Genomic DNA, 20,713 nt, shown 5'->3' on the forward strand with positions numbered 1-20,713 from the left:
AAAGCTGTCTGTTTAATGTCATGGAGGTGACTAAATGAAATCTGTTTTTAAAACGGATAAAGGCAAGGTTAGGTTCCATAATGAAGACAGCGGGGGCGTGTTCCCTCACTCGCGAAGATTGCTTGCCGTGGTCGCTGATGGGATGGGCGGCCATCGCGCGGGTGATGTTGCCAGTCAAATGGCCATAAAATTTATTCAGGAAAAATGGGAAGACGTTGAGGGATTGCAAGAACAAAATGATGATGGCAAATGGCTGAACGATGTGATTTTGGCAGCAAATAAGCATCTTTTTAATCACTCAAACCAAAATGAAGAATGCCGCGGTATGGGCACTACCATTGTGGCTGCTATATGTCAAAAGGATGTATTTGTTATCGGCCACGTTGGTGACAGCCGCATCTACTTTTTGCCGGCAGAAGGCGATTTCCTGCAAGTAACGGAGGATCATACGCTCGTTAATGAGTTTGTAAAATCAGGCCAATTATCTAAAGAAGATGCCGAGCTGCATCCCCAAAAACATGTGATAATGAGAGCTTTGGGGACTGAGCAAGACATTGAGGTTGATACAAAAACCATCAAATGGGCTAGAGGCGCAAAAATCCTTTTATGTTCAGACGGTTTATCCAATAAATTATCTGATGAGGAGCTTAATAGCATCCTTAGCAGCGGTCAGACGTTAGACGAGCAGGCATCATTGATGATTGAAAAAGCGAATGCAGCCGGCGGTGATGATAATATCACGGTGACGATTATCGAAAATACCGATGGTGATGACTCATGATTGGCAAACGAATAAGCGGAAGATATCAGATTCTCTCCCGTCTTGGTGATGGAGGGATGGCGATTGTTTATAAGGCACAAGATTTGATATTAGATCGGCTAGTTGCAGTAAAGATCCTGCGGAGTGAATTTTCTAACGACGACGATTTTATCCGGCGCTTTAGAAGAGAAGCGGAATCCGTGGCCAGCCTTTCGCATCCGAATATTGTGAGCATTTATGATATCGGTGAGGAAGATGACTGTTATTTTATTGTGATGGAATACGTCGACGGTGTGACACTCAAGAAGTTTATCCAGGACACTGAACCTGTTCCTTTTGAGGATACTGTCTATATTCTAAAACAAATTGCTTTGGCGATTGGACATGCTCACGAGCGGGGAATTGTTCATAGGGATATTAAACCTCATAATATCCTGATCGACCACCATGACAATGTTAAAGTGACTGATTTTGGCATTGCGCTGGCTGTGACTTCCGCTACCATCACCTATACTAATGCGATACTTGGTTCTGCACATTATTTGTCGCCGGAACAGGCTAAGGGCGGTAAAGCTACGATAAAATCGGATATCTATGCTTTGGGGATTGTCATGTTCGAACTGTTAACAGGAAGATTGCCTTTTCCGGGTTCCTCACCTGTAACGGTTGCTCTTAAGCACCTAAATGAACCAGTTCCATTTCCATCAGAATTTCGTCAGGATCTGCCTCAAAGTCTTGAAAACATTGTCATTAAATCAATGTCTAAGAATCCTGAGTATCGCTATGACAATATCAATGCTTTTTATAATGATTTAGATACAGCCTTGGATCCATCAAGACGGCATGAACCAAGATTAATCTTGCCGGTTGATGAAGATGATGATAATGATGGTGAGAATACAAAAATAATACCGATCGTTGGCAGCGGATTAGCGGGTGACAATACAGATGACGGGGAGTCCGCCAAGACGACGAAAGATAATGGTGCAACAGCTTTATTAAACAAAAAGGATAAAAAAGAAAAAAAGAAAATGAAAAAAGGCAAGAAACTTTTTTGGATCATTTTTATTTTGATTCTTCTTTTAGGAGGTGCATCGGCCACCGCTTTCTATGTCATACCAAAAATATTTTATGTTAACAACGTCACAGTACCTGATGTCACTGGCAAATCGTATGACGATGCGACGGATATTCTAAAAGAGCACCATTTATATGTCGATCGAAAAGAAAGACCAGATAAGGATGTTAAAGAGAATGATGTTATTAAACAGGATCCTAAAGGCAAGACGAATGTGAAAGAAAATGCAACAATAACACTCTATGTCAGCACTGGACCGGAGAAGGTTAAGGTTGACGATTATGTCGGATATGACAAAGATACTGTTAAAAGTCTCTTGGATGGTAATGATTATAAAAAAGTTGTCTATCGTGAGGAAACGTCAAGCGATGTTGCACCAGGTGAAATTATGAAGCAGAAGCCGGATGCGGGATCTGAGGTTGTGCCATCTGAGACGGTGTTGGAGCTGACATACAGCGCCGGCCCTCCTAAATCAACAGTGCCTGATTTAACAGGGATGACCAAGGATGAAGCCGAATCTGCTTTAAAGGACGTTGGGCTCAATGCCGATTTTAAAGAAGGCGACTATTCTGATGATGTTGAAAAAGATCATGTTTTAAAACAAAGTCCAGCCAATGGTGATACTGTCCAACAAGGGTCATCCGTTACGGTTTACCTTTCAAAAGGTAAGAAGCTTAAACCGAAAGAGGTTACAAAGTCTATCACGGTCAAGGTCGATAATCAAAGACAAGAGCCCCCGGGAAATGACCGCGGAAAGGGCCATGGAAGAATGAAAGGTCCCGATAGGCAGCCGAGTCCAGTCCATGTTCAAATCGTCTATAGTGATGCCTCACATGATCATGATACATTTGTTGAAGAGGATATCACGGAAACGAAAACATATGATTTGAAAATGACAATTAACCCGAAAGAAAGCGCGCATTATAAGGTCATTGTCGATGGCCAGACGCAGCAGGAAGAAACGGTGAATTATGACCAATCATAAGACATGTAAGGATGATGTTATGACGGAAGGGCGTATTATTAAAGCTTTGAGCGGGTTTTATTATGTGAAAACCGGCGATGAGGTATACCAGTGCAGGGGAAGGGGCAATTTTCGAAAAAAGAAAATCTCCCCATTGGTTGGCGATAAGGTCACATATGAAGCGGAAAATCCGACTGACGGTTATATTCTTAGCATCGGAGAGCGAAGAAATGAACTCAATCGTCCGCCGATTGCGAATGTGGATCAGGCCATTTTGGTTTTTTCATCATTGGAACCTAATTTTGATGATCTTTTATTGGATCGATTTCTCGTTCATATTGAATCACATGCGATTAATCCTTTAATTTGTATAACCAAACTTGATCTGGTGAATGAAGAGGAAAAAAATATGATTCTAGCCCATGCCGATTTATACCGGCGCATAGGCTATACTGTCTTGTTGACATCAAGTGAAACAGGCGAGGGCATAAATGTGCTGAGGCCATTCCTTGATGAGCATATCAGCGTTGTCGCCGGGCAGTCCGGCGTCGGCAAATCTTCACTGCTTAATGCCCTTGATACAACCTTCAACATTCTTACCGACAGCATTTCATCAAGTCTAGGCAGGGGGAAGCATACGACAAGACATGTTGAGCTGCTTCCCGTTGGAACAGGTTATGTTGCCGATACGCCGGGTTTTAGTTCTCTTGAATTTTCCAAAATTGAAGCTGATGAATTGGCTGGTTGTTTCCGTGAAATGGACAGGCTCAGTTCAGAGTGTAAATTTAGAGGCTGTACCCATTTAACAGAGCCGGGGTGTGCGGTGAAAGCTGGGCTTCAGGATGGCACCGTCAGCAAGTCAAGATACAGCCATTACAAACAATTTTATGATGAAATAAAAAGCAGAAAGAGGCGTTATTAAACATGCGCATAGCACCTTCGATACTTGCCGCGGATTTTGCGAATCTTGAAAGTGAGATAAAGGATGTAGAAGCATCGGACATCGATTTATTGCATATCGATGTCATGGATGGTCATTTCGTCCCAAACATAACAATGGGATCGAATGTTGTCGGGGCTCTGCGCCCTTTAACGGACTGCGAGCTAGATGTCCACCTCATGATCGAAAATCCTGATCAATATATTTCAGATTTTGCCGATGCGGGGGCAGATATGATCTCCGTACATGTTGAGACTTGTCCTCATTTGCACAGAACGATTCAGCTAATCAAAGAGAAGAACATTAAAGCAGGCGTGGCGTTAAATCCTGCTACACCTATTGAAATCATTGAACCGATTATTCAAGATCTGGATTTTATATTAATTATGACGGTGAATCCGGGATTCGGCGGCCAGGTTTTTATTGAATCAATGCTTGGGAAAATTCGAAAGGCTAAATCGCTGATAGATGAACGGGGGCTCGAAATCGCCATCGAGGTTGACGGCGGCATTAATGAGGATACCCTGGGATTATGCCGGAAAGCAGGTGCCGAGTTGTTTGTTGCCGGTTCAAGCATTTTCGGACAAAGCAATCGCTCCATTGCTATTGATAAACTTCGTGGTGTATAATACGTGAGGACACTGCCTGCGTAGGGATTGGGCTCTTGAAAACACACGAGTCAGCTGTATGCCTTCTTCAAGGTATACAGCTTTTACTTTTTTAATAAATGAGAGGGGAAAGAAGTATGGCTGAAAGAAAAGCTAATACGAAAGTTCTGACAGAAGCTGCGTTAATGACAGCGCTTGCTGTTTTGCTTGGATTTATACAAATTCGGGGGCCATGGATAGCAGGAGGATCGGTATCACTGGAAATGGTGCCTTTAATCCTATTTAGTCTGCGCCGTGGTATGAAGTGGGGGGGAGCTGCCGGTGTCATTTACGGTATACTGGATTTCTTATTTCACCCCTTTTATATGCACCCGGTTCAGCTGCTTCTGGATTATCCGGTGCCATTTGGCTTGCTCGGTTTGGCAGGCATCTTCCTTGTCAGGGAGAAACAATCCCGGGGAAAGAAAATCATTCTTGTTTTCTTGGCAACGACGATCGCTGTTTTTGCCCGGTTTCTCAGTCATTTCGTTTCGGGCATTGTTTTTTATGGCTCAAATGCACCGGAAGGCCAGCCTGTGGCACTTTATTCATTCGTTTATAATATCGGGTATCTCGCGCCGTCATATATCTTTGTTCTTATTATATTAATTTTGTTTATGATTACAGCACCGCGCTTTGTTGAGAGGCAGCGCCGATGAAGTATATGGCTATTCTTGCAGGTGGTCCATCTGACCTTCTCCCATCACTTGGTGCCTCCGATCTTAAGGATTGCAGCTGGATTGGCGTTGACCGGGGGACTTATATATTATTCCAAAAAGGGATCCACCCTATTAAGGCCTTCGGTGATTTTGATTCCATCACAGCTGACGAAATGGCACGGATTCAAAACCAGGACATAGATCTGTTAATGTATCCGTCTGAAAAAGATATGACTGATCTAGAGCTTGCGGTAGATTGGGTCATCCAGAAGGAACCAAAGCGCTGCTACATCCTTGGTGCTACAGGCGGGAGGCTTGATCACACACTCATCAATATTCAACTGCTGCATAAGGGCCATCATTCAAAAACAGAATTTATTTTAATGGATTCAAAAAATATGGTCACATTACTTAAGCCCGGAACATATCATGTAAGCAGGCGGCATGATTTTCCGTACCTTTCATTTGTGGCTTTTTCCGAAAGTGTGTCAGGGTTAACCCTTGAAGGTGTTAAATATCCGTTGACAAAGGCCGAATTAATGATTGGCTCTTCTTTGTGCATCAGTAATGAGCTAATTGACAGCTGTGCTAAAGTTACTTTTGATTACGGTCTTTTACTGTCGGTAAGAAGCACCGACTAAGTTTGGCGTTAAAGATTTGGATAATCGGGTACTATTTTAGAATTCGTGAATATACTAGTAACAAGACTAATGTTATTTATAGGTTTATAGAAGAATGGCGATCGAAAGGCAAGGAGGAGGAGTATGAAATTTTACACGATTAAATTACCGAAATTCCTTGGCGGGTTTGTTAGAGCTGTTCTGGGTTCATTTCGCAAAGGATAACAAAAAAGCACCGCGGCGGGTGCTTTTTTGTTGTTCCTTTATGACGATTAAACGCGTTCAACTTTCCCCGCTTTAAGAGCTTTAGCAGAAACGTATACACGTTTTGGTTTACCGTCAACCATAATGCGTACTTTTTGAAGGTTAGCCTTAAATTTACGTTTTGACTTATTTTCAGCAAAAGAACGGTTTTGTCCGAATGTCGTCGTTTTTCCAGTTACATAACATTTGCGTCCCATGATTTGTACCTCCTTGCCTTGCAAATATGCAAATACGACATAATTTTATCATGTCTTTCACCTCACTGCAAGAGGCTTCCTTGCCAGTGGCAATCAGTGATGTTATTGTGTCTATAAGTTATTATTTCATATGGTTCAATTGCAGCCTGCTTTGGTTAATCTTTTAAAAGGTGCGTAAATGTAGTAAAATAGCATTAGTTAAAGTGAACGATAAAGGGGGATTTCATATGACCATAGAAATGAATGCCAATTACGGCCAAATAGATGTAACCAATGATGTTATTGCCACAATTGCCGGAGGAGCCGCGGTAGATTGCTACGGTATTGTCGGGATGGCATCTCAAAGGCAGTTGAAAGACGGGCTCACCGAACTTTTGGGAAGAGATAATTTCGCCCGTGGTGTTATTGTTCGTTACGATGGTGACGATTTGGTCATTGATATGTATACCATTGTGAGTTATGGGACCCGAATTTCTGAAGTAGCTCATAACGTCCAGACAAAGGTGAAATACACACTTGATCAAATGCTCGGCGTCGATGTTGATGCCATTAATATTTTCGTCCAAGGTGTCAGGATGACGAACACATAACTTTAGGAGGAAATGGTGTGACGATCGAAACCATAAATTGCCAACGTTTTATGCAAATGCTGAAAGAAGGAGCGAATAAGCTTTCAGAGCATGCAAAAACCATAAATACTTTAAATGTTTTTCCTGTTCCGGATGGTGATACGGGTACGAACATGACTTTAACAATGAAATCCGGGATCGATCATTTGGTCAAAGGGAATTCAGGGGTGGTAGGCGGTGCTGCGACCCAATTTGCTAGAGGTCTGTTAATGGGTGCCCGTGGGAACTCAGGTGTTATATTGTCCCAGCTTTTCCGCGGCTTTTCGAAAACACTTGAACCTCATGACTACATGACAGCAGACCTTTTTTCCAAAGCACTGGATGCCGGTGTAGAAACAGCATATAAAGCGGTTATGAAACCTGTGGAAGGCACCATTTTAACCGTTGCCAAAGACTCGGCCAAGGCTGCTGTCAAAAAAGCTAGAAAAACAAAGGATTTGTCTTTAGTGGTGGAAGCTGCACTTGTTGAAGCAAAGCGTTCGCTGCAAAGAACCCCTGAGCTCTTGCCTGTTTTGAAAGAGGTTGGCGTAGTGGACTCGGGGGGACAGGGACTTGTTATGATTTATCAGGGTTTCTTTTCTGGACTAACTGGTGAGGCAATACCTTTTGAATCGGAGGAGCTGCCGAAGATGGATGATCTCATCCATGCTGAACATCATAGGGGTGCTCAAGGGCATATGAAAACGGAAGATATTAAATACGGCTATTGCACCGAATTTATGGTTCGTTTAAACAAGACGAAAGATCTGGATGAAGCTGATCTTAAGGAACGTCTTGCCAAAGCGGGAGATTCTCTTGTTGTCGTATCAGATGATGACCTTTTAAAGGTCCATGTTCATACCGAAAAGCCCGGGGATATGCTGACCCTTGGTCAAAACTTTGGAGAGCTTGTTAAAATTAAGGTTGATAACATGCGTGAACAGCATTCGGGTATTTTGCAAGAGGACGACCAGCCACAGGTTTCACACAAACCAAGCCCAAGCAGCAGGAAACGCCGTTTTGGCGTGGTGACGGTAGCAATGGGTCAGGGTGTTAAGGCACTTTTTGAAAGCATTGGAGCTACGGTTGTTATTGAGGGCGGTCAAACTATGAATCCCAGCACCGAAGATCTTTTAAAGGCTATTGATAAGGCAAACGCCGAAACGGTGTTTGTTCTTCCTAATAACTCGAACATTGTCATGGCCGCTGAACAGGCCGCTAAAGTTTCAGACTCTGTTGTACACGTCCTTCGGTCCAAAACAATCGCCCAAGGGTTATCTGCGCTGCTCAGCTTCAATCCTGAAGCGTCGGACGAGAATAATAGGCAAGTGATGGACTCTGCCTTAAGGCAAGTCAAGTCAGGCCAAGTCACAACAGCTATCCGAGATGCGGCAGTTGATGGGGTTCCCATCCGTAAGAACGACTTCATTGGCATCGCTGAAGGCAAAATTATCGTATCAGCCAGCGATCGAATGGAAGCGGTTAACACCCTTGTTTCCGGCATGATAGAGAATGATAATGAGATTGTAACGCTTATTTTTGGTGAAAACGTGACAAAAAGAGAAGCGCAAAAAGCCAGAAAAATGATTAGTGAAAAATATGAAGATATTGAAGTTGAGTTGCAAGAGGGATTGCAGCCTATTTATGACTATTTTATTTCTGTAGAATAATTCCTGAAATGAGGTGAATGCCATGAAATATCGCAGTGTTTTTGATATTATTGGCCCAGTAATGATCGGACCGTCGAGCTCTCATACCGCCGGTGCTGCGAGAATTGGCCGTGTTGCGAGACAGTTATTTGGAAAGGCGCCAAAAACGGTAACAATCCGTTTGTATGGTTCTTTTGCAAAGACATATAAAGGACACGGGACAGATGTTGCTTTAATTGGAGGTCTATTGGATTTTGATACGTTTGATGAGCGTATCGTACAAGCGGTAAGGCTTGCCGAAGAAACAGGTATGGCTGTTGAGTTCATTGAAGAGGATGAACATACCGATCACCCCAACACGGTCCGGCTGCATTTGAAGGATAATGAGGATGAGCTGGACATTGTCGGCGTCTCGGTAGGCGGAGGAAAAATAGAAATAACTGAACTTAACGGATTTGAAATTTCATTATCAGGCAGCCATCCGGCATTGTTAGTTGTCCATCAAGATCGTTACGGTGCCGTGGCAACAGTGGCAAGTATTTTAGCGGAACATGAAGTGAATATTTCCCATATGGAAGTGTCCCGTAAATTAAAAGGACAAGTTGCTTTAATGGTCATTGAAACGGATCAGGAAGTAAGTCAAGCAATAGCAACGGATTGTCTAGCCCGTCCTAACATGCTTAATGTTGCCGTGCTTGCATAATGGACATTGAGAAGGAGGTTAACGCAGCATGTTTAGAACAGTTGCAGAATTAATAGATATAACAAAATCAAAGAATATACCTATTTCAGAGGTAATGATTTTAAAAGAAATTGAAGAAACAGGCAAAAGCCGTGAAGAGATCTTTGCCCAAATGGGGAAAAATCTAGAGGTTATGGAAGCCGCCGTCCTTCGCGGGATCAAAGAGGATGTCAAATCTCACTCTGGGTTAACCGGCGGTGATGCTGTCTTGCTTCAGAAATATATTGAATCAGGAAAATCCCTTTCCGGAACGACATTGCTTGACGCTGTCAGCAAAGCTGTTGCAACGAATGAAGTGAATGCAGCTATGGGAACCATTTGTGCAACACCTACGGCCGGTTCCGCTGGTGTTGTACCAGGGACATTATTCGGTTTAAAAGAAAAGCTTAACCCAACAAAGGAACAAATGGTCCGCTTTCTTTTTACGTCTGGAGCATTCGGTTATGTTGTGGCAAACAATGCTTCGATCTCAGGGGCTGCCGGCGGTTGCCAGGCTGAAGTGGGATCTGCGACAGGCATGGCGGCAGCAGCTATCGTTGAATTGGCTGGAGGAACCCCTGACCAGTCAGCTCATGCCATGGCAATTGCTCTAAAAAATATGCTGGGATTAGTGTGCGACCCTGTGGCTGGGCTGGTAGAAGTTCCTTGTGTTAAAAGAAATGCTATCGGTGCCTCAACCGCCGTCGTTGCAGCCGATATGTCACTAGCGGGTATTACGAGCCGAATCCCTTGCGATGAAGTCATTGATGCCATGTACGAAATTGGGCAGAGGATGCCTTCAGCATTTAAAGAAACCGCTGAGGGAGGATTAGCAGCTACACCTACTGCCAGAGCACTAGAAGCCAAAATATTTGGTGCGGCGCTAGCAAAAGAAAGGTCATGACGATGGAGATACCGATCATAGAAATTAAAGGTGTGGGCCCGGAAACAGCCAAAGACCTGGAAGGGCTTCAGATCGCAACTGTAGAAGACCTTTTTGAACATTTTCCTTATCGGTATGAAAACTATGAAGTTAGAGATCTTTCAACTGTTAAACATGATGAGAAAATCACCGTAGAAGGGAAGGTTCATAGCGAGCCTTCTCTCACGTTTTTTAACAGGAAAAAATCGAGGCTTACCGTCAGAGTTTTTATTGACCGCTATCTTATCACTGCTGTTATTTTTAACCGCTCTTACCTTAAAAAACAGCTTCAAATTGGTGAGACGGTGACTATTACCGGTAAGTGGGATCAGCATCGTGCTTCCATTGCCGTGGCCGAAATTAAGAAAGGGAAAGAAAAACGCTCAAGGGTTATCGAGCCGGTCTACGCTGTTAAAGGAAATGTTGGAGTCAAGCAATTGCGAAAAATTATGTCCGCTGCATTTGCACAATATGCCACCCAAATTGTTGATGCACTCCCGGAACAGCTGCGCACACAATATAAACTAATGGATAGGGTGGACGCCTTAAAAGCCATTCACTTTCCGTTGGATTTCAGGCAGGTCAAACAAGCGCGAAGACGGCTTGTATACGAGGAACTGCTGTTGTTCCAGCTTAGGATGCAGGCTTTTAAAATGCTGCAGCGCCGCGAGGGCAAAGGGTCCCCTATTCCTGTGAAAAAAGAGGATGCAGCTTCATTTATCAGCAAGCTGCCATTTCCGCTCACGCAAGCACAGCAGCGTGTCATGAATGAGATTCTATCGGATTTGAAAAAACCATACCATATGAACCGGCTGCTTCAAGGGGATGTTGGTTCAGGAAAAACGGTGGTTGCGGCCATCGCTTTATTTGCCGTGGCAAAAGCCGGCTTTCAAGGCGCGTTAATGGTACCAACTGAGATTCTCGCCGAACAGCACGAGGTGAGCCTCAAAGCATTGCTTGAGCATGAGCAGGTTAAAGTGGCGCTTTTAACGAGCACGGTAAAGGGTAAAAGGAGACGGGAGTTGACTGAAAGCCTCAAAAATGGTGAGATTGATGTGCTAGTAGGGACGCATGCTTTGATTCAGGATGATGTGGCCTTTCACAATCTGGGTTTGGTCATAACCGACGAACAGCATCGATTTGGTGTGGTGCAGCGCCGGACGTTAAGCGCAAAGGGAAATAACCCCGATGTTCTTCATATGACTGCGACGCCTATACCAAGAACTTTGGCGATCTCTGCATTCGGGGATATGGATGTATCCACGATTGATGAGCTGCCGGCAGGACGAAAGGAAATTAGAACATTTTGGGCGAAGCACGATATGTTAGAGCGTGTTTTAACATTTGTTGATGCTGAGCTTCAAAAAGGCAGACAAGCCTATGTCATCTGTCCTCTAATAGAAGAGTCCGATCAACTGGATGTCCAAAATGCCATTGATGTGCACGGACAGCTGCAGCATTATTTCCAAAAATACAATGTAGGCTTGATGCACGGGCGTTTGTCACCACAAGAAAAAGAAGAGGTGATGGTTGGATTTAAAGAAAATCACACCCAGATTCTCGTATCGACAACAGTTGTTGAGGTTGGCGTCAATGTGCCCAATGCAACGGTAATGGTCATCTATGATGCTGAGAGATTTGGGTTATCCCAGCTGCATCAGCTGCGCGGCAGAGTCGGCCGCGGCAGCGACCAATCCTATTGTGTTCTTATTGCGGATGCCAAGTCGGAAGTCAGTCAGGAACGAATGCGGATCATGACAGAGACAGGGGATGGGTTTAAGCTGTCAGAACATGACCTAAAGCTAAGAGGGCCGGGTGACTTTTTTGGAAAAAAACAAAGCGGCCTGCCTGAATTTAAAATGGCCGATGTTGTTCATGATTATCGGACACTTTCCGTTGCCAGAGATGATGCCGCGGCATTGATGCATGCGGAAGCATTTTGGAAAGATGATTCTTACACAGCTTTACGCCATTATTTGGAGCAAAATGGAGTATTTAACAAGGAACGCCTTGATTAGGTCTTGAAAAGGTTTTTGTAAACTTATATACTACTATTAGTACCTAGTCATAAATTGGCGGTGTCAGGAATGAGAAAGAATAAACGGGATCGACAAAAGCAGCTTGAGGAAACTATAAAGGACAGCCCTTTTGTTACAGATGAAGAACTAGCTGAAATATTTCAAGTAAGCATTCAGACGATCAGACTTGACCGTTTGGAGTTATCGATACCAGAATTAAGGGAGCGCATTAAGTATGTGGCCCAGAAGCAGTTGGATGAGGTCAAAGCGCTTCCGATGGATGAAGTCATCGGTGAAATCGTTGATTTGCAGCTTGATGACAGTGCGATTTCCATACTGGATATTCAAGAAGAGCATGTCTTCTCTCGAACAGGCATCGCCAGAGGACATCATCTTTTTGCTCAGGCTAACTCACTGGCGGTTGCTGTGATCGATGATGAATTAGCTCTGACAGCCAGATCCCAATTGAATTTTACTAGACAGGTAAGAGTGGGAGAACGTGTCATTGCAAAGGCAAAGGTTATCCTCGTTAAGAGTGATCGCACGGTTGTTGAAGTCAATAGTTTTGTTGGCCAGGAACGTGTATTCCGGGGAAGGTTTACAATGTATCGCTCCCATTTGGAAGGGGGAAACGAAAGTGATGAAACTAGCTATTGATGCAATGGGCGGTGATCATGCACCGCAGGAGATCGTAAAGGGCGCTATTCAAGCTGCAAAAACATACTCTGATCTAAAAATTACTTTAGTTGGGGATCAAACTAAAATTGAGCCAATGTTAAATAGCCATCCGCAGTTTGAGATATTACATACAACTGAAAAGATTGAAGCGACGGATTCCCCTGTAAAGGCAGTTAGAAAGAAGAAGGACGCTTCAATGGTCCTGGCCATTCATGCGGTCAAGGAGGGGCGGGCTGATGCAGCCATTTCGGCTGGGAATACCGGGGCTTTAATGGCGGCTGGCCTTTTTGGTGTCGGCAGAATAAAAGGGATTGATCGTCCTGCACTGGCGCCAACCTTTCCTACAGTAAAAAAGAATGAGGGTTTTCTCTTCTTGGATGTTGGCTCCAACATGGATGCGAAGCCTGAGCATTTACTCCAATACGCGATTATGGGTTCTATTTATACAGAAAAAGTATTAAATAAACCAAAGCCCAGGATCGGTTTGCTGAATGTCGGCGAGGAACCGGGAAAGGGCAATGAATTGAGTAAAGCAGCATATAGCCTTTTAAAGGATGCCCCGCTTAATTTCGTTGGCAACGTGGAATCCAGAGAGCTGTTACAGGGCGCCGCAGATGTTGTAGTCTGTGATGGTTTTTCAGGTAATCTTGTATTAAAAGCCATAGAAGGTTCGGCTATGTCTTTTTTTTCTCTTATTAAAGAGGAATTAACAAGTTCATTCTTTTCAAAAGTTCTTGCAGGGTTATTGTATCCGAAGTTGAAAGGTATAAAAAATACGATGGATTATGCAGCATATGGCGGAGCGTGTCTTTTTGGACTGGCGGCGCCGGTTATCAAAGCGCATGGTTCATCAAATGCCCATGCAACCTATACGACCATTCAACAAGCGAGGCTGCTTGTTGAGAAGAATGTTGTCAATACCATAGAAGAAACGATATTGGAAAAAAGGGATCAATGGGCAAAATAGGAGGTTTAACATGGGAAAAATAGCTTTTCTATTTCCGGGACAAGGATCACAGTATGTCGGTATGGGACAGGATGTCATTAATGAGTATCCTGAAGCAGCGAAAATTTTTGCAGCAGCTGATCAAAGATTGGACTATCCTTTATCAAAAGTTATTCTGGAGGGTCCCGACGAGCAGCTTACCTTAACGGAAAATACACAGCCGGGCATACTGACTGTGAGTGTTGCTTTATTAAAACTCCTTGAAAAAGAGGGGATTACTCCGGATTATACCGCCGGACACAGCCTGGGAGAATACAGTGCACTCGTCGCCAGCAAAGCTATGAGTTTTGAAAATGCCGTTTATGCTGTCAGACAGCGCGGACTTTTCATGGAAGAAGCTGTTCCTGCAGGAATGGGCACGATGGCAGCCGTCCTTGGGATGAAAGCGGACAAGTTAACAGATGTGTGCCAGCGCGTGACAGCTGGCGGTGATACCGTTCAGCTCGCTAACCTTAACAGCTCAAGCCAGATTGTTATATCAGGAACCAAAGAGGGTGTCGAGAAGGCTTCTGCTCTTGCAAGAGAAGAAGGGGCGAAACGCGTGGTTCCTCTTAATGTCAGCGGGCCATTTCATTCTGATCTTATGAAGCCCGCGGCGGAAAAGTTACGGGCGGTCCTTAGTGACATGGACATACACGATGCGGATATCCCTGTCATTGCTAACGTAACAGCTGATATTGTTCAAGAAGGCGGTCTCATTTATGAGCGGCTTATCGAACAATTATATTCACCGGTTCGCTGGGTTGAAACAGTCGAAAGGCTAAAGGAGCTTGGGGTTGATACGTATATTGAAGTCGGTCCAGGCAATGTTCTGTCAGGCCTTGTGAAAAAGGTCGACCGCAAGGCAGCGATCTACCAAGTGGGCAGTGTTGAAACATGTCATTCTACTATTCAAGCTTTAAAGGAGAGGTCATAATGTTAAAAGGTAAGGTCGCTTTGGTGACAGGGGCCTCCAGAGGGATTGGCCGCGCAGCCGCCATTGAACTTGGAAAACAGGGAGCGAGCGTCGCCGTCAATTTTGCCGGGAACGAATCATTGGCAAATGAGGTTGTTGCAGAAATTAAAGCATTCGGTGCAGAAGCTGAGGCTTTTCAATGTGATGTTTCTGACTCAGAAGCAGCACAGGATTTGGTAAAGACAGTTGTATCAACATTTGGCAGGCTGGATATCCTTGTGAATAATGCCGGAATTACCCGTGACACCTTGATCATGCGAATGAAAGAGGATGATTGGGATGCGGTAATCAACACAAATCTGAAGGGTGTTTTCAATACAACCAAGGCAGTTACCCGGCAAATGATGAAGCAAAAAAGCGGCCGGATCATTAATATGGCGTCGGTCGTCGGCGTCATCGGAAACGCCGGACAGGCAAACTATGTTGCCGCGAAAGCCGGAGTCATCGGCCTGACAAAATCGACAGCAAGGGAGCTTGCTGCAAGAAATATCACAGTAAATGCGGTTGCACCGGGATTTATTACAACAGATATGACCGACAAACTTCCCGAGGATATCAAAGCTGATATGCTGAAACAAATTCCGCTCGGCCGAATGGGCAGACCGGAAGATATCGCTTCTGTCGTTCGGTTTCTCGCTAGCGACGACAGCAGTTATATGACAGGTCAAGTTTTCCGAGTTGACGGCGGCATGGTGATGCAATAAGAAAAGCGAATCACCCGTTTAGACCCGATGGCGAATGAACAATGTCGATATAGGAAATTTTTCAGTATTGAGCAAAACAAAAAGCCTGGGTTATAATATTGATATCATTAATTATGGCACTTGCTTGAGGGGAGGTGAAAGACATGGCAGAAGATATTTTAGCACGAGTGCAAAAGATCGTTTCTGAACGCCTTGGCGTTGATGAAGCTGATGTTAAGCCGGAAGCTTCTTTTAAAGAAGATCTTGATGCAGACTCCCTTGATGTAGTGGAGTTAGTCATGGAATTAGAAGATGAATTCGGTTTGGAAATTTCCGATGAGGATGCGGAAAAAATTCTAACTGTTGGTAATGTGCTCGATTACATAAAGAGCCATCAATAATAATTGTAAAGTCCCGCCCGCGATGCGGGACTTTCGATTTATATTTTATTGCTTGATCGGAGGAAAGAGGCATGCCTAAAGCCAATAAAACACGGCAATATGAGCAGGATAAGTTAACTAAACTTTATCATTTTTTAAAGGACATGTCCTTGAATTTTACTAATGAAACTTTGTTAAAAACGGCATTCACCCATTCATCTTATGTGAATGAGCATCGTCATCAAATCCCTGAAGATAATGAACGCTTGGAATTTTTGGGTGATGCGGTCCTTGAATTATTAATTTCCCAATATCTCTATAAACTTTACCCAACAATGAATGAGGGAGATATGACAAAACTTCGGGCAGCCATTGTCTGTGAGCCTTCTCTTGTTCAATTTGCCCAATCCCTTTCATTTGGAGAGATGATCTTCCTTGGCAGAGGTGAAGAGGCAACAGGGGGAAGGAAGCGTCCGGCGTTACTCGCGGATGTATTTGAAGCCTTCATTGGTGCATTATACCTTGATCAAGGACTTGACAGCGTTAATGGCCTTTTGGATAAAGTTGTGTATCCCAAAATTAATGATGGTGCCTTTTCCCATGTGATGGATTTTAAAAGTCAGCTGCAGGAAACCGTACAAAGAAAGAATCTTGGACATATGAATTATGAAGTGGTTTCAGAAAGTGGTCCAGCGCATCATCGCGAGTTTGTTTCAAACGCGATGTTGAACGGCACTGTAATTGGGAGCGGGACTGGCCGTTCCAAAAAAGAATCCGAACAGCATGCAGCCCAGCAGGCTTTAGAACAACTAAAATAACTAAAATTAAAAACGGTGTCAATTTCCCAAAGATTATTTTTGGGGATTGACACCGTTTTTTTAGTTAATCAGAAAGTATAACTTTCTGACGCACATAAGTGCAACTACGCCTCTGTCTTCACCAAAGGCTCGCCAATCGGCGAGTTTTCTTTAAGCTGTCGTTTGCCGAATCGTTTTCAATTCGTCCAATATAGCTTCCATCTCGCGGATGCTAAAAGTTGATTGCTTTTGGACGAGCTGATAAATGTCGTGCAATTCCTCGTAAAATTCCGTTGAAAATGCATCAGGTTTAAGAACATCCTGATTGACCAGCTGTAATTTTTTCTTAATAACATCAAGCATGTATTCAATGTTTTCGTTGCTTTTAACAGTTAAATCCATCGCTTTCCTCCCTAAATGCTAGACATGTCCTTATTTATTTTAACAAAATTCCGAAGCAGACTGAAATCATTTTTTTAAAATAAACAATATCAATTGAAAAGCTGCCAAAAAGCTGATAATACCTGTCTTTTTCGCGTGAAATATATGTTAAAATAAATAAGTTAAAGGTTATTAGAAACAGGGAGGATGAAGGATGTTCCTCAAACAATTAGAGGTCATCGGTTTTAAATCGTTTGCCAAAAAGGTATCGGTCGAATTCGTACCTGGGGTGACGGCTGTTGTCGGTCCAAACGGCAGCGGAAAGAGCAATATAACCGATGCGATCAAATGGGTGCTTGGCGAGCAATCGGCAAAAACGCTGCGTGGGTCCAAAATGGAAGATATTATTTTTGCTGGCAGTGACGGCAGTAAGCCGCTTAATATGGCTGAGGTTACGTTAACATTGGATAATAACGACCAATATTTGGCCTATGATTTCAGTGAAATTAGTGTGACGAGACGGGTTTTTCGGTCAGGTGACAGTGAATATTTGCTTAATGGTCAAACATGCCGGCTAAAGGATATTGTTGAATTGTTTATGGATTCCGGTTTGGGCCGTGAAGCCTATTCAATTATCAGCCAAGGAAAAATAGATGACATTCTAAATAGCAAAGCGGATGATAAAAGGAAAATTTTCGAAGAGGCAGCTGGGGTATTAAAGTATAAAACAAGAAAGCAATCGGCAGAAAAAAAGCTTAATGAATCAGAGGATCATTTAAATCGTGTCGAGGATATCCTTCACGAGCTTGGTGAACAGGCAGGTCCTCTCGAAGAACAAGCATCAATTGCCAAAGACTTTTTGGAAAAAAAGGAACTGCTTGAACAGGTTGAAGTGGCTTTGCTTGCCCATGATATAGAAGAGGCGCATGACGAATGGGAAAAACGCTCTAAATCAGTAGAAAATTTGACAGATGAGCAAAATGAGTGGTCTGAAGGCATTCGGAACAAGGATGCTGTCCATGATGTCAAGCGTTCCGAACTTAAGGCACTTGATGAATCGATTGAAGAACTTCAGGAAGCATTAATGCTATCAAGCGAAATGCTTGAAAAATATGAAGGCCAAAAAAATGTTCTCCATGAACGGCAAAAGCATGCCAGGGAAAATGCCGATGATATAGAAAAGCGGATGGACATGCTAGAAAAGAAGAGCCGTGATGGTGCCGAGGCTTTAAAAGCTGAAAATAAGCTTTTGAAAGAAGAAAACAATACTTGGAAGAATCTTCAAAGACAACTTGGCGAGAAGGTCAAACAATACAACTACTACAATCAGGATTTAGATCAGATGATTGATCGGTTAAAATCGGATTATTTTGATGTTCTTAATGAGCAAACATCGATTGGCAATGAGTGTCGTTACCTTAAAGAGCAAAAGGCACAAATTGAACGAAAATCCGATCGTTTGCTCCACTCTGCAAATGATATTCAGCAGATGATTGACGATGTGACGAATCGGAAAAAGGCTGCAGAATCTGAACGAAAACAAAAGATAGAAGAGCTCAATTCTCAAAAGACATCATACAAAGAATTGAAACATACGATAGAAGCCAAGCAACAAGATTATAAAAAACAAATAGATGCACTAAATAAAATTTCCCAATTTATACAGCAAGCCCTCTCACGAAAAGACATGTTGGAAGCGTTGAATGATGATTACGCCGGATTTTTCCACGGTGTCAAAAAAGTATTAAAGGCGAGAGGAAAGGGACTTGACGGCATTCATGGTGCTGTAGCCGAATTGGCTCATGTCAAGAGATCTTACGAAACAGCCATAGAAACAGCTTTAGGGGGCGCCATGCAGCATGTTGTCGTATCAGAAGAACGGCATGCTCGCCAGGCTATTCATTTCTTGAAACAACAGCAGGCTGGCCGGGCAACTTTCTTGCCGTTGTCCGTTGTCAAACCCAAGGTGATCCCGCAGCGGGATATCAACAGGGTTTCACAGCACCCGTCATTGGTTGGAGCGGCTGCCTCTCTTGTAGAATCTAATGATGTATATAAACCTATTATTCACCATTTGCTTGGGTCAATCATCGTTGCGAAGGATCTGAAGGGAGCAAACGAGCTTGCCAAACAGCTGGGCTATCGTTACCGCATCGTAACTTTGGAAGGTGATGTTGTCAGTCCAGGCGGTGCGATGTCCGGTGGAAGCCAAAAGCAAAAAAGCACGAGTTTGCTGGGCCGGCAGCGCGAGATTGATCAATTAGCCTCTCAAATCGAGGAAATGAAGGATAAAAAGCACGAATTAGATAAAGCCGTATCCGAACTAAAAGCGGTGATCATTGATCTGGAGCTGGAAATAGATGCCTTGCGCGAATCCATACAGGAACTTTCCATTGACAATCAGAAACGCGAAAGTTCATTAAGGGAAATCGTCATAGAAGAGAAAAATATCATGGAGCGCGGCCAGCTGCTTAAACGCGAAAAGTCGGATTTTAATCAGGAATTAGAAGGTATCACGAAACGCATTCAGGAGCTTGGCAAACAGCAAAAATTAAATAAAGAAAAAGAAGTAGAGTTAAACAAAGAAATTGAAAGCATGGCAAAGCAAAAAAAACATCAGGAAGTGTCCAAAGATGAACTGCAGTCCGAAGTGACCGAGCTTAAAGTTAAAACCGCCAGGCATCAACAAATTGTGAGCCATCAAAAGGACAAAACTGAACGAATGAAGGAGCAGCTTGATTCGATTAATAGTGATTTGAATGAAGCGAAGCGGGCTGTGGAACATTTGGGAGATAGTTTGACAAATCAGGCTTTGGATCAGGATACAATCGATGATAAAATCAATAGCTGTCGTAAGGACAAGCAGGCACTCACATTATGGCTAAAGGAGAGAAAGGACCGCCGCATTGTGCTTCAGGAGGATATATCTTGCGAAGAAACCGCTATTAAAGCAGAAAAACGCAAGCTCCAGGCGCTTTCTGAAGAACTCAGGACTCATGAAATTGCCCTTGGCAGGCTTGATGTCGAGCTTGACAATTTATTAAATGCCCTAAGAGCTGACTACGAAATGAGCTTTGAATATGCAAAAGAACATTTTCCGCTTACAATGGCACCGGATGTGGCTAGAAAGCAAGTGAAATTAATCAAGAAGGCCATTGATGAGCTTGGGACGGTTAATATTGGATCAATTGATGAGTATGAAAGAGTTTCAAGCAGACTAAACTTTTTAACAGAGCAGCGTCAAGATTTGCTTAATGCAAAAGCAACATTAGTTAACGTAATGAACGAAATGGATGAAGAGGTGCGCAAAAGGTTTACCGAGACGTTTTATAGCGTTAGGGAGCATTTTCAGGATATTTTCAAAGCATTGTTTGGCGGGGGAAAAGCAGATCTATGCCTGACGGATCCGGAGGATTTGCTATACAGCGGTGTTGAGATTCTTGCACAGCCGCCGGGTAAGAAACTGCAGCATTTATCTTTATTGTCCGGAGGGGAGCGTGCTCTCACAGCCATTGCATTATTGTTTGCGATTTTGAAAGTGCGCCCTGTACCATTTTGTGTCCTTGATGAGGTGGAAGCGGCTCTTGATGACGCCAATGTTGACAGGTATGCGGGCTACCTTAAGGCATTTAGCAAGGAAACGCAATTCATTGTTGTGACACATCGAAAAGGAACGATGGAGAACGCCGATGTCCTTTATGGTGTCACCATGCAGGAATCAGGGGTATCCAAGCTCGTTTCTGTCAGACTGGAAGAAACAAAAGAGCTTGTTGAAACAAGATAAAG

The 20,713-nt window shown here is 43.5% G+C and carries 21 protein-coding genes; 19 read left to right on the forward strand and 2 right to left on the reverse strand.

Annotated elements, in window-relative coordinates:
• Positions 1-34: 34 nt before the first annotated feature.
• The 7 genes from EV207_RS10010 (at position 35) to spoVM (ending at position 5,893) form a co-directional block, all read left to right on the forward strand.
• Positions 35-781: a Stp1/IreP family PP2C-type Ser/Thr phosphatase gene (locus tag EV207_RS10010; protein ID WP_132746024.1), complete on the forward strand. Its 747-nt coding sequence runs from the start codon at positions 35-37 to the stop codon at positions 779-781.
• Positions 778-2,823 carry a Stk1 family PASTA domain-containing Ser/Thr kinase gene (gene pknB / locus EV207_RS10015; protein WP_132746025.1) on the forward strand — a complete coding sequence of 682 codons (2,046 nt, stop codon included), beginning with the start codon at positions 778-780 and terminating at the stop codon, positions 2,821-2,823. Before EV207_RS10010 ends, pknB begins: the two co-directional genes overlap by 4 nt.
• A gap of 19 nt (positions 2,824-2,842) precedes the next feature.
• Complete coding sequence (gene rsgA, locus EV207_RS10020) at positions 2,843-3,724, forward strand: ribosome small subunit-dependent GTPase A (RefSeq protein ID WP_132746081.1); 882 nt, start codon at positions 2,843-2,845, stop codon at positions 3,722-3,724.
• Positions 3,725-3,726: 2 nt separating this feature from the next.
• A complete protein-coding gene (gene rpe, locus EV207_RS10025; RefSeq protein WP_132746026.1) occupies positions 3,727-4,371 on the forward strand; it encodes a ribulose-phosphate 3-epimerase in 645 nt (214 codons plus the stop codon).
• Positions 4,372-4,487: 116 nt separating this feature from the next.
• Positions 4,488-5,048, forward strand: a complete 561-nt coding sequence (gene thiT / locus EV207_RS10030) for an energy-coupled thiamine transporter ThiT (RefSeq protein ID WP_165886900.1) — start codon at positions 4,488-4,490, stop codon at positions 5,046-5,048.
• Complete coding sequence (locus EV207_RS10035) at positions 5,045-5,689, forward strand: thiamine diphosphokinase (RefSeq protein ID WP_132746028.1); 645 nt, start codon at positions 5,045-5,047, stop codon at positions 5,687-5,689. Before thiT ends, EV207_RS10035 begins: the two co-directional genes overlap by 4 nt.
• Before the next feature lie 123 nt (positions 5,690-5,812).
• Positions 5,813-5,893, forward strand: coding sequence for a stage V sporulation protein SpoVM (spoVM, locus tag EV207_RS10040; RefSeq protein WP_132746082.1), 81 nt, complete (start codon positions 5,813-5,815; stop codon positions 5,891-5,893).
• Positions 5,894-5,940: 47 nt separating this feature from the next.
• On the opposite strand, the gene rpmB is transcribed toward spoVM, so the two are convergent.
• Positions 5,941-6,129: a 50S ribosomal protein L28 gene (gene rpmB, locus EV207_RS10045; protein WP_132746029.1), complete on the reverse strand. Its 189-nt coding sequence runs from the start codon at positions 6,127-6,129 to the stop codon at positions 5,941-5,943.
• 227 nt (positions 6,130-6,356) lie between these two features.
• Between rpmB and EV207_RS10050 the strand changes: the two genes are divergently transcribed.
• The 11 genes from EV207_RS10050 (at position 6,357) to rnc (ending at position 16,567) form a co-directional block, all read left to right on the forward strand.
• Entirely contained in the window at positions 6,357-6,719 is a 363-nt protein-coding gene (locus EV207_RS10050; protein ID WP_132746030.1) for an Asp23/Gls24 family envelope stress response protein, read from the forward strand.
• 17 nt (positions 6,720-6,736) lie between these two features.
• Positions 6,737-8,407 (forward strand): DAK2 domain-containing protein, encoded by a 1,671-nt coding sequence (locus tag EV207_RS10055; protein ID WP_132746031.1) that lies wholly within the window; start codon positions 6,737-6,739, stop codon positions 8,405-8,407.
• 22 nt (positions 8,408-8,429) lie between these two features.
• Positions 8,430-9,089 carry an L-serine ammonia-lyase, iron-sulfur-dependent subunit beta gene (sdaAB, locus tag EV207_RS10060; RefSeq protein ID WP_132746032.1) on the forward strand — a complete coding sequence of 220 codons (660 nt, stop codon included), beginning with the start codon at positions 8,430-8,432 and terminating at the stop codon, positions 9,087-9,089.
• A gap of 28 nt (positions 9,090-9,117) precedes the next feature.
• Positions 9,118-10,011: an L-serine ammonia-lyase, iron-sulfur-dependent, subunit alpha gene (sdaAA, locus tag EV207_RS10065; protein WP_132746033.1), complete on the forward strand. Its 894-nt coding sequence runs from the start codon at positions 9,118-9,120 to the stop codon at positions 10,009-10,011.
• A complete protein-coding gene (gene recG, locus EV207_RS10070; RefSeq protein ID WP_132746034.1) occupies positions 10,008-12,047 on the forward strand; it encodes an ATP-dependent DNA helicase RecG in 2,040 nt (679 codons plus the stop codon). The genes sdaAA and recG overlap by 4 nt, the downstream gene beginning before the upstream one ends.
• Positions 12,048-12,116: 69 nt before the next feature.
• Positions 12,117-12,704, forward strand: a complete 588-nt coding sequence (gene fapR / locus EV207_RS10075) for a transcription factor FapR (protein WP_132746035.1) — start codon at positions 12,117-12,119, stop codon at positions 12,702-12,704.
• On the forward strand, positions 12,688-13,692 hold the full coding sequence (plsX, locus tag EV207_RS10080) for a phosphate acyltransferase PlsX (RefSeq protein WP_132746083.1): 1,005 nt from the start codon (positions 12,688-12,690) through the stop codon (positions 13,690-13,692). The genes fapR and plsX overlap by 17 nt, the downstream gene beginning before the upstream one ends.
• Before the next feature lie 10 nt (positions 13,693-13,702).
• A complete protein-coding gene (gene fabD, locus EV207_RS10085) occupies positions 13,703-14,647 on the forward strand; it encodes an ACP S-malonyltransferase (protein WP_132746036.1) in 945 nt (314 codons plus the stop codon).
• Entirely contained in the window at positions 14,647-15,390 is a 744-nt protein-coding gene (gene fabG / locus EV207_RS10090) for a 3-oxoacyl-[acyl-carrier-protein] reductase (protein WP_132746037.1), read from the forward strand. Before fabD ends, fabG begins: the two co-directional genes overlap by 1 nt.
• Positions 15,391-15,533: 143 nt before the next feature.
• Positions 15,534-15,770, forward strand: coding sequence for an acyl carrier protein (gene acpP, locus EV207_RS10095; RefSeq protein ID WP_132746038.1), 237 nt, complete (start codon positions 15,534-15,536; stop codon positions 15,768-15,770).
• A gap of 71 nt (positions 15,771-15,841) precedes the next feature.
• Positions 15,842-16,567 carry a ribonuclease III gene (rnc, locus tag EV207_RS10100; RefSeq protein ID WP_132746039.1) on the forward strand — a complete coding sequence of 242 codons (726 nt, stop codon included), beginning with the start codon at positions 15,842-15,844 and terminating at the stop codon, positions 16,565-16,567.
• Positions 16,568-16,717: 150 nt separating this feature from the next.
• Here rnc and EV207_RS10105 read toward each other — a convergent pair whose 3' ends face one another.
• Positions 16,718-16,948 (reverse strand): DUF1128 domain-containing protein, encoded by a 231-nt coding sequence (locus tag EV207_RS10105; RefSeq protein WP_132746040.1) that lies wholly within the window; start codon positions 16,946-16,948, stop codon positions 16,718-16,720.
• Between the two features lie 193 nt (positions 16,949-17,141).
• On the opposite strand from EV207_RS10105, the gene smc reads away from it, so the two are divergent.
• The gene (smc, locus tag EV207_RS10110; protein ID WP_132746041.1) at positions 17,142-20,711 is read left to right on the forward strand and encodes a chromosome segregation protein SMC; all 3,570 of its coding nucleotides are present in this window, start codon (positions 17,142-17,144) and stop codon (positions 20,709-20,711) included.
• Positions 20,712-20,713 lie beyond the last annotated feature (2 nt).

The organism is Scopulibacillus darangshiensis, assembly GCF_004341035.1.
Taxonomy (GTDB): Bacteria; Bacillota; Bacilli; order Bacillales; family Sporolactobacillaceae; genus Scopulibacillus; species Scopulibacillus darangshiensis.